At 40.3% G+C, this 15,421-nt stretch carries 14 protein-coding genes and 1 pseudogene; 1 reads left to right on the top strand and 14 read right to left on the bottom strand.

Translation table 11 applies throughout. The features are described from left to right. Positions 1 to 2,137, bottom strand: a 2,137-nt coding sequence (gene leuS / locus WBM70_RS00710) for a leucine--tRNA ligase (RefSeq protein ID WP_424556594.1), incomplete at its 3' end; no start/stop codon positions are given. A gap of 184 nt (positions 2,138 to 2,321) precedes the next feature. After that, a complete protein-coding gene (gene ypfJ / locus WBM70_RS00705; protein ID WP_424556593.1) occupies positions 2,322 to 3,194 on the bottom strand; it encodes a KPN_02809 family neutral zinc metallopeptidase in 873 nt (290 codons plus the stop codon). A gap of 96 nt (positions 3,195 to 3,290) precedes the next feature. On the opposite strand from ypfJ, the gene WBM70_RS00700 reads away from it, so the two are divergent. Further along, a complete protein-coding gene (locus WBM70_RS00700; protein WP_424556592.1) occupies positions 3,291 to 5,123 on the top strand; it encodes a DNA polymerase III subunit gamma/tau in 1,833 nt (610 codons plus the stop codon). An 18-nt stretch (positions 5,124 to 5,141) separates the two neighbouring features. On the opposite strand, the gene WBM70_RS00695 is transcribed toward WBM70_RS00700, so the two are convergent. The 12 genes and pseudogenes from WBM70_RS00695 to pheA all read right to left on the bottom strand — a co-directional run bounded on the left by WBM70_RS00695 (position 5,142) and on the right by pheA (position 15,409). Beyond that, positions 5,142 to 5,954: a TIGR00282 family metallophosphoesterase gene (locus WBM70_RS00695; protein WP_424556591.1), complete on the bottom strand. Its 813-nt coding sequence runs from the start codon at positions 5,952 to 5,954 to the stop codon at positions 5,142 to 5,144. Positions 5,955 to 6,124: 170 nt separating this feature from the next. After that, positions 6,125 to 7,147 carry a beta-ketoacyl-ACP synthase III gene (locus WBM70_RS00690; RefSeq protein ID WP_424556590.1) on the bottom strand — a complete coding sequence of 341 codons (1,023 nt, stop codon included), beginning with the start codon at positions 7,145 to 7,147 and terminating at the stop codon, positions 6,125 to 6,127. A 131-nt stretch (positions 7,148 to 7,278) separates the two neighbouring features. Further along, positions 7,279 to 8,268: a phosphate acyltransferase PlsX gene (gene plsX, locus WBM70_RS00685; protein WP_424556597.1), complete on the bottom strand. Its 990-nt coding sequence runs from the start codon at positions 8,266 to 8,268 to the stop codon at positions 7,279 to 7,281. Positions 8,269 to 8,273: 5 nt separating this feature from the next. Then, on the bottom strand, positions 8,274 to 8,435 hold the full coding sequence (gene rpmF, locus WBM70_RS00680; protein ID WP_012083812.1) for a 50S ribosomal protein L32: 162 nt from the start codon (positions 8,433 to 8,435) through the stop codon (positions 8,274 to 8,276). 25 nt (positions 8,436 to 8,460) lie between these two features. Further along, on the bottom strand, positions 8,461 to 8,835 hold the full coding sequence (locus WBM70_RS00675) for a YceD family protein (RefSeq protein ID WP_424556589.1): 375 nt from the start codon (positions 8,833 to 8,835) through the stop codon (positions 8,461 to 8,463). A gap of 21 nt (positions 8,836 to 8,856) precedes the next feature. After that, positions 8,857 to 9,270, bottom strand: coding sequence for a nucleoside-diphosphate kinase (ndk, locus tag WBM70_RS00670; RefSeq protein ID WP_424556588.1), 414 nt, complete (start codon positions 9,268 to 9,270; stop codon positions 8,857 to 8,859). A gap of 328 nt (positions 9,271 to 9,598) precedes the next feature. Next, positions 9,599 to 9,805, bottom strand: a pseudogene (locus WBM70_RS00665) (4Fe-4S dicluster domain-containing protein); the annotation flags it as partial. 143 nt (positions 9,806 to 9,948) lie between these two features. Continuing rightward, positions 9,949 to 11,106, bottom strand: a complete 1,158-nt coding sequence (gene metK, locus WBM70_RS00660) for a methionine adenosyltransferase (protein ID WP_424556587.1) — start codon at positions 11,104 to 11,106, stop codon at positions 9,949 to 9,951. 99 nt (positions 11,107 to 11,205) lie between these two features. Beyond that, entirely contained in the window at positions 11,206 to 13,008 is a 1,803-nt protein-coding gene (dxs, locus tag WBM70_RS00655) for a 1-deoxy-D-xylulose-5-phosphate synthase (RefSeq protein ID WP_424556586.1), read from the bottom strand. A 4-nt stretch (positions 13,009 to 13,012) separates the two neighbouring features. Beyond that, positions 13,013 to 13,225 carry a hypothetical protein gene (locus WBM70_RS00650; RefSeq protein WP_424556585.1) on the bottom strand — a complete coding sequence of 71 codons (213 nt, stop codon included), beginning with the start codon at positions 13,223 to 13,225 and terminating at the stop codon, positions 13,013 to 13,015. Continuing rightward, the gene (hisC, locus tag WBM70_RS00645; RefSeq protein ID WP_424556584.1) at positions 13,222 to 14,316 is read right to left on the bottom strand and encodes a histidinol-phosphate transaminase; all 1,095 of its coding nucleotides are present in this window, start codon (positions 14,314 to 14,316) and stop codon (positions 13,222 to 13,224) included. The genes WBM70_RS00650 and hisC overlap by 4 nt, the downstream gene beginning before the upstream one ends. Positions 14,317 to 14,350: 34 nt before the next feature. Further along, entirely contained in the window at positions 14,351 to 15,409 is a 1,059-nt protein-coding gene (pheA, locus tag WBM70_RS00640) for a chorismate mutase (RefSeq protein WP_424556583.1), read from the bottom strand. Between the last annotated feature and the right edge of the window lie 12 nt (positions 15,410 to 15,421).

Genomic DNA, 15,421 nt, shown 5'->3' with positions numbered 1-15,421 from the left:
GCATAATGTACATCCCTTCTGTCCATACAGCTCCATCATCCTGTTTATCTAAGGCATTCAGTGCTTCCATACAGGATGCGATCAGTGTATTGAAGGCAAAAGTCTTCTCATACACATCAGATGATTTTTGTAATGCTTCATAGATTTTTACACGTGCGAGTTTGGACTCTTTACTCAAGCTCTCCTGATCGATCTCAGGTAACATATTTTGCGTTACTTTCTCTTTTCTGTCATAGAGTTTTTTGATGAACCTAAATGCACCCTCTACGGCTGAATCATTCCATTCAAGTTCTTTGGCCGGCGGCGCAGCAAAAAGGGTAAAGAGTCTAGCAGTATCTGCGCCATACTTCTCTACCAGTGCATCAGGGTCGACAGTATTTCCTTTAGACTTACTCATCTTGGCACCATCCATCAGTACCATACCCTGTGTTAACAGATTCTCAAATGGTTCATCGATATCATGATAACCAAGATCACGAAGTACTTTCGTAAAGAAACGCGCATACAACAAGTGTAAGATCGCATGCTCAATTCCACCGATATACTGATCTACGCCTAACCAGTAATTGGCTTCTTCTTTGTCTATACCGACTTCATTCCATTTTTTAGGATTGGTCGCATAACGGAACTGGTACCAGCTTGACTGTACAAAAGTATCCAGGGTATCTGTCTCACGAATAGCCTCTTCACCACACTTAGGACAACTGCAGTGCTTCCATGTAGGGTGGTTCTCAAGAGGATTACCCTCACCTGTGATCTCTACATCTTCAGGCAGCGCAATAGGAAGATTTTCTATCTTTTCAGCTACAAGTCCACAACTTTTACAGTGTACGAATGGTATAGGCGCACCCCAGTAACGCTGACGGCTCACACCCCAATTTCTCAGTTTGAAGTTTGTCGTACCCTTACCAAACCCTGTCTCTTCGAACATACCGATGATCTTAGCCTTGGCTTCGTAGTTACCCAAGCCTGTAAACGCTGCAGAATCAACAAGCTCTCCCTCAAGTGTGTAAGGAAGTTCCTCTCCACCACTGATCACTCTTTTGATAGGCAGATCATACTTACTCGCAAACTCAAAGTCTCTCTCATCATGTGCAGGTACAGCCATCACCGCACCTCCACCGTAAGAAGCCAGTACAAAGTTCGCTGTCCATACCGGTATCTCTTCATTGGTAAGAGGATGGATGACCGTAATCCCTAGATCATACCCCTCTTTACCCTCTTTTGCACGTTCTATTTCTGTCATATTTTTGATAGTTGTAATTTTTTCAACCACATCTGCAGTGAGCAGATCATTGTCTATCAAATATTTTGTAATAGGATGCTCAGCAGCAAGTGCAGAGTATGTCACTCCATAAATGGTGTCTGGGCGTGTCGTGAACACTGCATATTTATCAAACTTTCCACCTAGTTTAGCTTTACTCGCTTCACTTAGTTCAAATTCAAACTCAAGCCCCTGAGATTTTCCTATCCAATTCTCCTGCATGGTAAGTACTTGATTTGGCCATTTACCCTCAAGCTGTTTTAGGTCACCAAGAAGATCATCCGCATACTTGATGATGTCCAGGTAATATCCTGGCATCTCTTTAAGCTCTACAGGATTGTCACAACGCCAACAACACCCTTCTTCAACCTGCTCATTGGCCAAAACAGTATGACAATCCTCACACCAGTTCACCGTAGTAGACTCACGGTAAAGCAATTTCTCTTCAAACATCTTAATGATAAACTCTTGTTCCCACTTGGTATAGAGTTCATCACAGGTAGCAAATTCACGTGTTTTAGAAAATGAAAGTCCAAGTGTATTGAGCTCTTTTCTCATATAATCAATGTTCGAATAGGTCCAATCTTTAGGATGACGTCCATGTTTAATCGCAGCATTCTCAGCAGGCATACCAAAAGCATCCCAGCCGATAGGATGAAGCACATTGAAATCTTGTTTTCTGTAGTAGCGTGCAAACGCATCACCTATGGCATAATTACGCACATGTCCCATATGTAAACGTCCACTTGGAAATGGGAACATACTTAAAATATATTTTTTCTTTCTTGTTAAGGCATCATCCGGCTCAAACGCCTGCTCTGCATCCCATTTATCTTGCCATTTGGCTTCAATCTCACTTGGATTGTAACTCATACTTTTATTATCCTTCTTCTTCTACATGAACTAAGTCCATATAGAATTCATCACACTAAAGTTTCACCTTTGGTGAGAATTATTCTATGTTTTATTATGGAAAGGATTATATCTAATGTGTGGTTAGAGATGAATTGATAAACAGTACATCCCTTATTTTGTGAGTTAAGCACAATGAAGGAGATTATTTAAAAGTATTACACTCTCTCACATCACCCGTACGAAGCCCTCGTCTAAACCACTCTACACGTTGTTTCGAACTACCATGTGTAAAGGCATCCGGTCTTATCGTACCGGTAGATTTTCTCTGTAGGGTATCATCACCGATGGCACTGGCTGCTCTAAGTGCCTCTTCCACATCTCCCTCTTCCAAGATATTAAAACGTTTATGTGCATGGTATGCCCACGCTCCAGCATAACAATCTGCTTGCAGCTCTACTCGTACCTGTAGTGCATTGGATTTTTTGCTATTTCCCCATTGTTGCTTTGCCTCTTGCACCTTGGAAAGTGTGCCTTGCAGGTTCTGAATGTGGTGTCCTATCTCATGGGCAAGTACATAAGCCTGAGCAAAGTCACCAGGTGCATCATGTTTTTGTGAAAGTTCATCAAAAAAACTTAGATCAAGATAGACTTTTTGATCTGCAGGACAGTAAAAAGGACCTACAGCAGAATTGGCAAAACCACATCCGCTCTGTGTACCACCACGATAGAGTACCATAATGGGTTCTCTATACCCACGTAACTCTTTTTTCCAGACATCTTCAGTACTTGCCAGTACTGTAGAGATAAAAGCTGCATTCTGATCATCCTGAGCTTGATTGACAGGAGCAGAAGAGGAACCGCCTACACCAATAAGAGAAAGTGGGTTGAATCCGCTCATATAGGCTACGACGCCCACAGCTATGATCGCCCAACCCAATTTCGTTTTGAATAACGGTTTGATCAAGGGCCATAGGATCATCATGGTTTGCATAGATGGCATACCTCTTCCTCTACCCCCGGACGATGCCCTTCTGTCATCTACATTAGAGCTTTTTCTTCCACCTTTCCATTTCACATCATTCCCCTGAAGATTCTATTTTTATTTACTTCGATTATACCAATCAAAAGTAAAATTTAACTACAATAGTAACAATAAAATCAAGGAGTTTGTTTGTCTTTAGCCCTCGCAAGAAAATACCGTCCTGCCACCTTTGATGACCTTATAGGACAAGAATCTGTTTCACAAACTCTCTCACTTGCACTTGAAGGTAACAGACTCTCTCACGCTTACCTCTTTTCAGGGCTTCGAGGAAGTGGAAAAACCTCTACCGCACGTATCTTTGCTAAAGCGCTACTCTGTGAAACAGGTGCTACTTCTCATCCTTGCGGTACCTGTGCACATTGTCTCATGGCAAGCGAAAGCAGCCATATGGATATCATCGAGATGGATGCTGCTTCCAACCGTGGTATCGATGATATCAAAGACCTCATAGAACACACCAAATATAAACCAAGTTCTGCACGCTATAAGATCTTTATCATCGATGAAGTACATATGCTGACAAATCAGGCTTTTAACGCCCTCCTCAAAACCCTTGAAGAGCCACCTGATTTTGTAAAGTTCATCCTGGCGACAACAGACCCGTTAAAACTGCCTGCAACCATCCTTTCACGTACACAGCATTTTAGATTTAAGAAGATCCCTCAAAACCTTGTACTCAAACACTTGGAACACATCTTAGATCTTGAAAATGTTGAGTATGAAAGAGAAGCCTTGGATATCATTGCACGCTCCGGTGCAGGAAGTTTGAGAGATTCTCTCACCTTGATGGACCAAGCCATCGTCTACTCTAAAAACTTTGTCGATCTGAACACAGTAACTGGAATGCTTGGTATCATTGAACCTAGCCATTTGGAGGCATTGCTCTCTGACATCATGGCCAAAGAGACAACAAAAGTATTAGACTTTATCAAAATGGCAACAGACTATGAAGCAGAAATGATACTTGATGAACTCACACTCTATCTTAAAGAACTGCTTCTTAATGGTAAAGGCAATTTCAGTCCTATGATCATAGAACGTTTCTTTAGGGTGATCGCAGAATCTAAAAACTTACTCTCTTTGGGAAGTGACAGTGAGTTTGTACTCTCCCTTGCCCTCTTTAAAATGATGGAGTCTTTAGAGATAAAAGATATAGATACTATGATACGTGGTCTCGAACAAGAGCTCAAAGGTGTTGAAGTTTCTGAGATCATGGTCACCACTCCTTCACCAGACCTCTCTGTCCCACCAGGTATCATCACTATCACCGAAGAAGAGATCGTTGCTACACTTCCTGTCACTCCCCCTAAAGAAGAGAGTGAAGTAGAAGAAGCAACACCTGAAGCTTCTCCTGCAGTTACAGAAGAAGCAATGATCAAAAGTGAACCTACACCTCCTATGCAAGAAGAAGAGACTCCAGTTGAGGCAAAACCAACTGCAGAGCCAGTGGTTACAGAACCTTCTGCGCCAGCAGGAAATCCTCATCAAAAAACATTTGATACACTCGTCAAGAAACTTTACGATAGAGACTATGACCTGGGTGCTTGTTTTGAACGCAATATCTCTTTTGAAGACTTTGCCGATAACAAACTTACATGGGGTTCTATGGCAGACGGGGAAGACAAGAAAATGCTTATTACCCATTGGGGACTTATCAATATGTTCGTCAAAGACATTTTTGGTTTTGAGACCAAAATTGTCAATAAACCTAAAAAAAAAGTTGATACACCAAGCGTAGAAAAAGAAGCACCGGCAGAGAAAGAACCTCCTGTACATGAAGATGCAGACTCTGCCTCTATGATAGAAGATATTGAAATGAAAAGTTCATGTATTGCTCCAGAAGCAGGAGAAACAGAGGCGGCAAAAGAGAAAGACCCTTCTACATTACTCGAAGAGCCTATGATCAAAGAAGCCATCGCACTCTTTGATCCAAAGAAGGTAAGAATTAAACGTAATACCTAAAAAGAAACGTTTTGTACCCTAGGTATCCATCCATGCCTGAGTCACGATCTTAGGTTTATCATCATAGATCTTGATCTTCTCAGCACCCACACAACGCCCGTCGTCATTCAGTTCAAAGACGATCATCTGCAAAAGTGTTTTACAGTCTTCCTTTATATCATAGTGTCCACTCAGTGAGGTTAAAAAACGTTTCATTGGGATTGTATCATCCATACCTATTACACCATCTCTGCACCCAGTAAGTCCAACATCTGATACATAACAACATCCATTTACAACTTGAAGATCATCTGTCGCAACATGCGTGTGCGTACCTATAATAGCAGAGACATCTTCTTTAAGCATTTGACGTAAAGCATTCTTTTCAGAAGTTGCTTCTGCATGTATATCTATAATGATATGTTTAATATTTTGAGCTTTAAGTTTTTTCACCTCTTCTACTATCATAGTAAAAGGATTATCAACCATCGGCATAGTGTAGTGCCCCATGAGATTAATAATGGCCATTTCATGACCCAAAAGTGTAGTTCTATATAAACCCTCTCCTGCTGTCTCTTTTGGATAATTAATAGGACGAATTATCGGATATATCTCAAACATAGAAAGTATCTCTTTTTTATCAAAAGAGTGATTGCCCCCTGTCATCAGATCGATACCATATCCAAGAAGTTCAATGCAGTTTTTCTCTGTAAGACCAAAACCATGAGAAGCATTTTCATAATTGGCTATAGTAAAGTCTATAAAGTGTTCTTGTTGTAGTCTTTTGAGATGTCGCTTTAGCATCAAACGGCCAGGTTTACCAACAATATCACCTATAAATGCAATTTTCACACTATACCTTTTATAGATAATGTCGTGACGAATGCCCTTGTAAGCAAAGCGATTCGAGAGTCACGACGATTTTTTGTACCCCAGGGGCACTGCCTATGGGCGTACATTTTTTCTAAAAAAATGAAGAGAGAAACACTACCTCAATAAATGAAAGAGGCAATGAACTAAAATTATGAATTAACCGCTTTACCTGAAAAAGGAAGTAATGCAGAAGCCCAAGTCAATCCACCACCAAATGTATCTAGTAACATCAACTCACCTGTTTGCAATCTTCCAGATTCCCAAATATCATTGATCGCCATAGGGATAGAAGCGGCTGAAGTATTTCCATATTTACCCACAGTAAGTACCACTTGTTCTTCTTTCATCTTCAACGCATCCCCTACCGCTTTGATAATACGGTAATTTGCCTGATGAGGGATAAAATGTGGTATGCTATCAGACTCTATCTCATTTTTAGCAAGTATCTCTTTGACATCTTTTGTCAAGGTTTTTACTGCCAGTTTAAAGGTTTCATTTCCTTTCATTTGCACAAAATTGAGCCCCGTATCAATCACTTGCTGACTTGCAGGGTGGATAGCACCAGGCGCAGGTGTCACCAAAAAGTCTGCATAAGACCCATCTGCACTTGCATGCAGATCAACAAATGCTTCTTCTTTCTTGGAAGTAGCAGAGATCATCGCTGCCCCTGCACCATCACCAAACAAAATACAGGTACCTCTATCTGTATAATCAACAATAGAAGAAAACTTTTCTGCCCCAACGATGAGTACATTTTTCTTCATTCCAGACTCTATAAATGCTTTAGCTACCGAAAGCAAATAGACAAATCCACTACATGCTGCAGAGATATCAAATGCCTGAACATCTCTGATACCGATCTTGTCTGAAATAATACAAGCTGTTGAAGGCATGTTAAAATAATCTGGAGTCACTGTAGCACATACAATGAGGTCGATCTCCTCTTTTGGTACACCAGAACGTTCTATCGCAAGTTCACATGCTTTGGCAGCCATATCACTTGTATACTCATCAGCAGCAGCTATACGACGTTCGCTGATGCCCGTACGCTTCACGATCCATTCATCTGTCGTATCGACCATCTTTTCAAGATCTGCATTGGATAAAATCTTTTCAGGTACATATGCACCTATAGATCTAAATGAAGCATATACTGGTTTTGTTTGTGACATAGTTATCCTTAAGCCATAAATTATATGCCTTATTTTACCATAATTTTCCAGAAGGATTCTAAAATTTAGAGAGAAGTGTGTTGATTATTTAAAGTGTGTCCCTGTTAGCACAGGGACAGAAGTTAGAAGGCTTATTTATCGTTTGAAAGTAGGTCTTCTATCGTACTGTTTACATCTGATTCCGTATATCTGATCGCTTGGAAAATAGCATTTTTGATCGCTTTTGCATTAGAGCTTCCGTGACTAACAATCGCACAGCCATTGATACCCAAAAGCGGTGCTCCACCGTATTCTGCATAATCAACCTGTTTTTTCATATTGCCAAACACTTTTCTTTTCATCATCAGTGCCCCGATCTTTGCCGGCAAAGATTTACGAATATGTGCTCTCATCATAGTGAAGATCGTTGATACCACACCTTCACTGGTTTTGAGTAAAATATTCCCTGTAAATCCGTCACAGACTACCACATTTACTTTACCGTTAAAGATATCTCTACCTTCAACATTACCCACAAAACCATCTAAGTCTTTAAGGAGTTTGAAGGCTGCCTTGGTCAAAGTATTTCCCTTGGAATCTTCAGAGCCATTGGATAAAAGTCCTATTTTGGGAGAAGCTATACCCAAAACCTGTTGAGCATAGGATTCACCCATTGCGCCAAACTCATAAAGGTTTTGAGGGGTACAGTCTGTTACGGCTCCAACATCAAGTACTAAAGTCTTAGTATCTGTCACACTCGGCATCAATGTAGCAAGTGCGGGTTTAGAGATATGCGGTAGACGTCCTATTCTGAGGGTTGCAAGTGTCATTGTGGCACCACTGTGTCCTGCTGAAACTACTGCAGATGCTTCTTTATCTCGTACAAGTTCAACTGCTTTAAAAATGGAAGAATCTTTACGCTTTAGTGCATCAGTTGCCTGGTCACTCATGGATATTACATCCGAAGCTTCAACAATTTCAACTTTATCTGCATAATATGGGGGGAGGAAAGAGCGTATCTCTTCTGCATTACCTACTAATATAGGGAGAAATTTTTCAGCTTCCAGTGCTTGTACCACACCGTCTATGATAGGCTCAGGACCGAAGTCCCCGCCCATAGCGTCAATCGCAATCTTAATCATCAAGATTACGCTTTAGTTGTTTTGTACTCACCGGTAGTCATGTTCATGTGGTGAGGCATTCTCCATGTTCCATCTGCATCTTTAACTGGCATTGGTAATGTCAATTTGTAATGTGTTCTTCTTTTCGCTGCTCTTGTGTGACTCACACGTCTTTTAGGTACTGCCATTTTATGTCCTTTATTACAATTTTATTTAATATTCTACTTCAAAATCTTCATCATTATTGTCACATTTATCACAATAGTTATAAGCATTTTTAAATGTATTCATCTCGCTTTGTAGTATGTACGAAAGATCAATTTCGCCATCTAAAAACTCAATTATATCTAAATCATCTTTATCTTCAGATACTATATCGCTCAGTCTGAGCTGCAATTTATTGTCTAAGTCATAATTAAATGTGTCTCCACATCTATCACAGGACAACTCAATGCAACCCTTCATATGTGCATCTAAAGTGACTTGATGATAACCACTCTTCTTTAAAGTTCCCTCAAGCAGTACACCCTCTGAACTAAGTTCAATGGGCTTCGCTGTGGAACCTATCTTGTCAAATACAATTTTCATAAGGATATCCCTTAAACTGTATTAGTAGATCTCTCTCTGTGCAAAAAAGAAGTTGATTTCAATGTTCGCATTTTCAACAGAGTCACTTCCGTGTACTGCATTTGCATCGATGCTGTCTGCGAAATCTGCTCTGATCGTTCCAGCTTCTGCTTCTGCAGGGTTTGTAGCACCCATAAGGTCTCTGTTTTTAGCCATTGCATTCTCACCTTCAAGTACTGTTACAACAACAGGTCCAGAGATCATGAAATCTACAAGGTCTTTAAAGAAAGGTCTTTCAGCATGAATCGCATAAAATGCTTCTGCATCTACACGTGAAAGTCTTGTTTTTTTCGTGGCTGCAATTCTAAGTCCTGCTGCTTCAAATCTTGCAAGAATCTGTCCTACAACGTTTTTAGCTACTGCATCTGGTTTAATGATTGATAATGTTTGTTCCATCTTATATTCCTAAGCGATAATTTACTTCCAATTTATAATTAGTGGAGAGTATTCGGGCGGAATTTTATCTAAAATAAGATTAATTTTAAATTAAATTTTTAAAGGGGTAGTTAATACGGGGAGAGATTACACTAAGACCACCCAAAGGTGGTCTTATGAACATACTAGAAGACTAGTCTTCTACTACGTTTGCTCTTGCTGCTCTATCTTCAAGAGAAATATCATCTCTCATTGGCATTTCAGCATCTGGGTCATTCATAACGTAGTTTAGACCATCAATATAGTTTCCACCATTAAAGTGATCTTTATGGTCAGCTGTGAATGGCATATCCCAAGTAATACAACCTTCAGTTGGACATGCTTCAGCACATGCTGGAGAGTCGAAGTGATCTACACACTCAACACATTTGTCAGGATATACATAGTAGTACTCCTCACCCGTTGGATTATCATCCTCATCTACAATTGCTTCTACTGGACATTCGTCAATACAAGCTGCACAGTTGATACAAGTATCGCCAATAATTACTGCCATTTTTAATCCTTTTTATTAAATATAAAAAACTATATCTAAAGATTTTTAAAAAAAACTTTAAACTCTCTAGATAATTTGCAAAAGTCCACAAATCCTCCGTTTTTCCACATATCATAATTATCGTATTGATAATGACTATTATGTTAGAGTTTTAAATACGCTTTTATGTCATCAACCCTATCTGTTTTTTCCCAGCCAAAGCCCTCATCTTCTCTTCCGAAGTGGCCATATGCTGCTGTTTTGCGATAAATAGGTTTAAGCAGATCTAATGCATCCATAATACCTTTAGGGGTCAGATCAAAAAGTGACTCTACACAAGCTGTGATCTTCTCTTCATCCACTGTTTCTGTACCATGGGTATCCACATAAATAGAGACTGGTTTAGCTACACCGATCGCATAGGCTATTTGCAGTGTTGCTTTATCACACACCCCTGCAGCTACAAGGTTCTTCGCTACGTATCTTGCGGCATAAGCAGCAGAACGGTCTACTTTGGTAGGATCTTTACCCGAAAATGCTCCTCCTCCATGAGGACAAGAACCACCATAGGTATCAACGATGATCTTTCTACCTGTAAGTCCGGCATCCCCTTGAGGTCCACCAATGACAAAACGTCCGGTAGGATTGATATGATACGTAATGTCATCAGACATCAATTCCGCTGGTATCACTGCTTTAATAACCTCTTCAAGTACTGCTTTTTGTACCTGTTCAAGTGTCACTTCCGGATGATGCTGTGTTGAGACAACGATCGTGTCTATAGCAACCGGTTTGCCATCTACATACTTCACAGAAACTTGTGCTTTTCCATCTGGACGCAAGAACGGGACAGTTCCATTCTTACGTACCTCTGCAAGTTTTGATGTGATCTTATGCGCAAGTGAGATAGGCAGAGGCATAAGCTCTTTGGTCTCATTACAAGCATACCCGAACATCAATCCCTGGTCACCTGCACCGATCTCGCCTGAAGCTTGATCAACACCTTGATTAATATCAGGGCTTTGCTCACCCACACCGTTAAGAACACCTGCAGATCTATAGTCAAAACCATAACTTGCATCGGTATATCCTATCTCTCTTACAACCTCTCTTGCAATCTCTTGCATCGGTGCATAAGTCCTTGTTTTTAGTTCTCCTGCAATAACACAAAAACCATTACTCAGTAACGTCTCACAAGCGACTCTGGCCTGTGGATCTCTTTCGATGATATAGTCGAGTATAGCATCTGAGATCTGATCAGCCATTTTATCTGGATGACCCTCGGTTACCGATTCACTTGTAAAAATGTATTCGTTAGCCATTTTTAGTTCCTTAAATATTTTTGTTCACTGTCACTGAACTTGAAAAAATATCTCAAAAGATACTTTATCAAATACAGATCTCATGTAGAAGACAATCCTCTACACAATCCTCTTCGCCAACTGCTCAGGTAAGATCCCTAGAGACTCTTCTACAAGCTTTGTATTACCATGAGTGATAAAGGCATCATCATACTCAAATGTGGTTAATTCTACATTGTTTATCTTCTTTTTACTTAAGAGTTCTAAGATGGCTGAGCCTACACCGCCCAGTGCTGCAGAATCCGAAAAAACATACCATTTTTTATACTTGGCACTTAAAGTCAGAAGCATCTCTTCATCCAATGGCTTCACAAAACGCAGATCCAACACTGCAGGATTGACCTCAATAAGTTCCGCTACTTTTTGTGCACGTCCGACACCATTACCATATCCGATAAAAAGTATCTCTTCACCCTCTTGGAGTAAAACAGACTTCCCTAACTCATAGGCTGGACTCTCTTTATTTTGAGCCAAAAATGCCCCTCTAGGGTATCTAAAAGCACAAGGATGATCATACTCTTTGGCAAATGCCATACACAGTTGCATCGTTGTTTCATTATAGGGTGCAAGCAGTGTCATATTTGGTATACTGCGCAGGTAAGAGATATCAAAAGCACCTTGATGCGTTTCTCCATCTTCTCCTACGATCCCTGCTCTGTCCAATGCAAAAGCGACACCTAGATCCATCAGTGCTATGTCATGGATGACCTGATCAAAACCACGCTGCAAGAAGGTCGAATAGATCGTACAGAAGGGTTTAAATCCTTCTTTTGCCAATGGTCCCATAGAAGTCACAGCATGTTGTTCTGCGATGGCAACGTCCCAAAAACGTTCAGGGTATTTTGCCATTACTGCACTCATCCCTGTACCAGTTGGCATCGCAGCAGTTACCCCTACCACTTTCTCATCTTCATCTGCAAGTGCTACCAAGGTATCAGAAAAAATGGCTGTTGCTGCTTTAGCTCCTGCTTTTTTAGGAGCTTCACCTGTTTTAAGGTCAAAAGCACTTACACCATGCCAGTGTTCTTTAGTCCCTTCAGCTATTTCATAACCTTTTCCTTTGGTAGTTTGTGCGTGAATGATCACAGGTTTACCTAGAGCTTTGGCTACTTCCATCGTCTCTATCAGTGATTCAATATCATGTCCGTCTACGGGACCTATGTACTCAATCCCCAGCTCCTCAAACAAAATACCCGGGGTGATAAGCTTAAAGGACTCTTCAAACCTTTTTGCCATATACGTTGCACCTTCAGGTAAATGCTCAAGCACTTTTTCTACTTTTCCTTTGAACTTCTGATAAAAGGACCCAGCCATCGTTTGAGAAAGTAGTTTACTGATCGCTCCTATAGGTTTGGCGATACTCATTTCATTGTCATTTAAAATGATGACGACAGGGTATTTTCTGTCACCCAGTTCATTCATCGCTTCATAGACCATCCCTGCACTCATACTTCCATCACCGATAAGTGCAACCGGTACTCTCTCTTCACCTTTCAGTGCTATGGCTTTTGCTGCGCCCACTGCCAGTGAGATAGACGTAGAACTGTGTCCTGCCACATAATAATCATATTTGGACTCTTTTGGTTTAGTGTATCCGCAGATACCTCCAAACTGACGTAAAGTTTCAAATGTGTCCCATCTGTCTGTCAAAAGCTTATGTGCATAAGCCTGATGACTCACATCAAAGATAAAAGGGTCTTTGTCTACATCAAAAACCTTATGCATCGCTACGATAAGATCTGTTGCACCCATAGTAGAACTCAAATGTCCACCATTTTGACTGACCGTATCCAATATCTTCTGTCTGACCTCTTCAGCCAAAGTATTGAGTTCTTCTATAGAGTACGCATTTATATCTATCATCTTTTTATTTCCCCAGTAAATAGGCACTGAGTAGTTTTTTTGTAAAAACTATCTGTGCATCATCGTATGCCAAGCCTAGATCATCAGCTAAATGTTTCAGTTCTTTTTTCGTCACTTTTTTCATCATACTGTGCGCTGCTTTATTTTGGGTAAAGTCATCTAAAATAAAAGGATTCACCTCTACTTCATTTGCTTTTACTATCTCAACTTTTTTCAAGCTGTCACTTCTGAAAAATGTTTAAAGAAAACATCATTTTGTTTTGCTGTTCCTATGGTGATACGTATCGCATTCATCCCATAAGAAGCAAGGTTCCGGATAATGACACCACGTTTAAGTAACTCATCTGCTATCTTGGTAGAATCCATATTCTCATCAAAAAGATAGGTAATGAAATTCGTATAACTCTCTATATATTTAAATCCCTGCTCATCTGCAAAAGCTTCATAACGTTTGATCTGATCTTGGTGAAGTGCAATAGACTCTTCCACAAAACGATTATCCTTACATGCTTCTATCGCTGCGAATAAAGAGAGCGTTGTGATATTAAACGGCGGTCTCATTTTATAAAGTTCTTTTATGAGTGCATCCTGTGCGACACCATATCCAACTCGCATACCACCTAGACCATGTGCTTTGGAAAATGTGCCCAGATAGATCGCATTTTCATAACCCAACAGGTCATTTGGCGTGATCGCATATTTCGCATCTTTTGCCGCAGCATATTCCATATAGGCACCGTCCACAACAACCAGAGTATCATTATCTACAGCATTAATGATCTTCAATACTTCTTCTTTACTCGTTGCATCCCCTGTAGGATTATTCGGGGTACAAATGTAAATGATCTTTGGTCTATGCATATGATATGCTTCCATGAACTCATCATACTTATGTTCATAACTTGCCGTACGAATGATCTTCGCACCCATTTGCTTAGCATAGATCTCATACATGGCAAATGTCACAGCGGACATCAATACTGAAGAGTCTGCATCCAATACTGCACGCGATATAAACTCTAACACCTGGTCAGACCCTGCACCGATGATGATGTTCTCATCTTCTACACCAAACTTAAGACTCAATGCTTCTTTGAGTTCAAACATACTGTCATCAGGATACAAATGTGCAATGTCTGCATTTGATCTTATCACTTTAGCTATAGCTGGATTGGTACCTATAGGGTTTTCATTTGAAGCAAGCTTTACCACATCTTCAGCAGCAATACCAAATTCACGTACCACAAGCTCGATAGGTTTACCCGCTTCATACGTCTTAATGTTCTGCAATACTTTGTTAAATCTCATTCTTCATTTTCTCCATTTTTACTTACTGCTTCTTTTAAATATCATCGATCTCTTTAACATATGAACCCAATACTTTGATCTCACCTTGATGCTTTTGTAAAATAGGTTTAATATGCGCATCGTCCTTATGTCCGTTAAACTCTATGAAAAAGATCGACTCACCGCCTACAATATGTGACTTGATCTTTGTCAAGTTCACTTTCGCCTCTTCGAAATTATTGAGGAAATCGACCAGTGCACCCGGTTTATCCAAAAGTCTCACAAGCAACGACGTTTTATCATTCCCTGAAGGTGCATTTTCAAAATCAGAGATGATAAAAAATCGTGTTTTATTGTTACTGTTGTCTTCTACATTGTTAAAGCGTATAGGTAAATTATTTAACTTTGCTGCTACCGCAGGACAGAGTGCTGCTGCTGTCTCATCTTTAAGTGCAATCTTTGCTGCTTTTGCCGTCGACTCTACCGGGATATGTTCTACCTCATCCAAGCCCAAGTCTTCTAAAAACTTACGACACTGTCCAAAAGCGATATCTTTAGAGTAAACTTTTGTGATCTTTTGTATATCATCATTCACTGTAGCAAAAGCCAAATGGACATCTACCATGACTTCCGCGATGATCTTAAGATCATACTCATCCAGACAATTAATGGTATCCGTTACTATTCCGTTGGAAGAGTTTTCTATGGGGATCACACCAAATTTTGCTGTGCCCTTTTCTACTTCACGGAAAATACCCGGTATGGAACCCATGGACAAGTATGCACTCATCGCACCAAATTTACTCTCCGCTGCTTGATGCGTAAAACTTGCTTCAGGACCCAGATATGCTACCGCTTCAGGAAGCTCAAGATTTCTAGCTACGGCGAACAATTCCAGAAAGAGTGCATCTATCGCAGCATCTGTAAGCTTTCCTTTATTTTGACTTTTTAGACGATTTAAAATAGCTTGTTCACGTTCAGGACGGTAGATAGGTGCACCTGTCGTATTTTTGACCTCACCTACCTGATGTACCAACTCCATACGTTCATTGTAGAGTTTTAACAATGCATTATCAATGTTGTCTATCTTTACTCTTAGCTCATCTAAAGTCATATTTCAACCCTG

Origin of the sequence: Sulfurovum sp., assembly GCF_049668085.1 — a bacterium.
Taxonomy (GTDB): domain Bacteria; phylum Campylobacterota; class Campylobacteria; order Campylobacterales; family Sulfurovaceae; genus Sulfurovum.
Note: the sequence above shows the minus strand (reverse complement) of the source record. Positions and strands in the feature narration are given on the sequence as shown.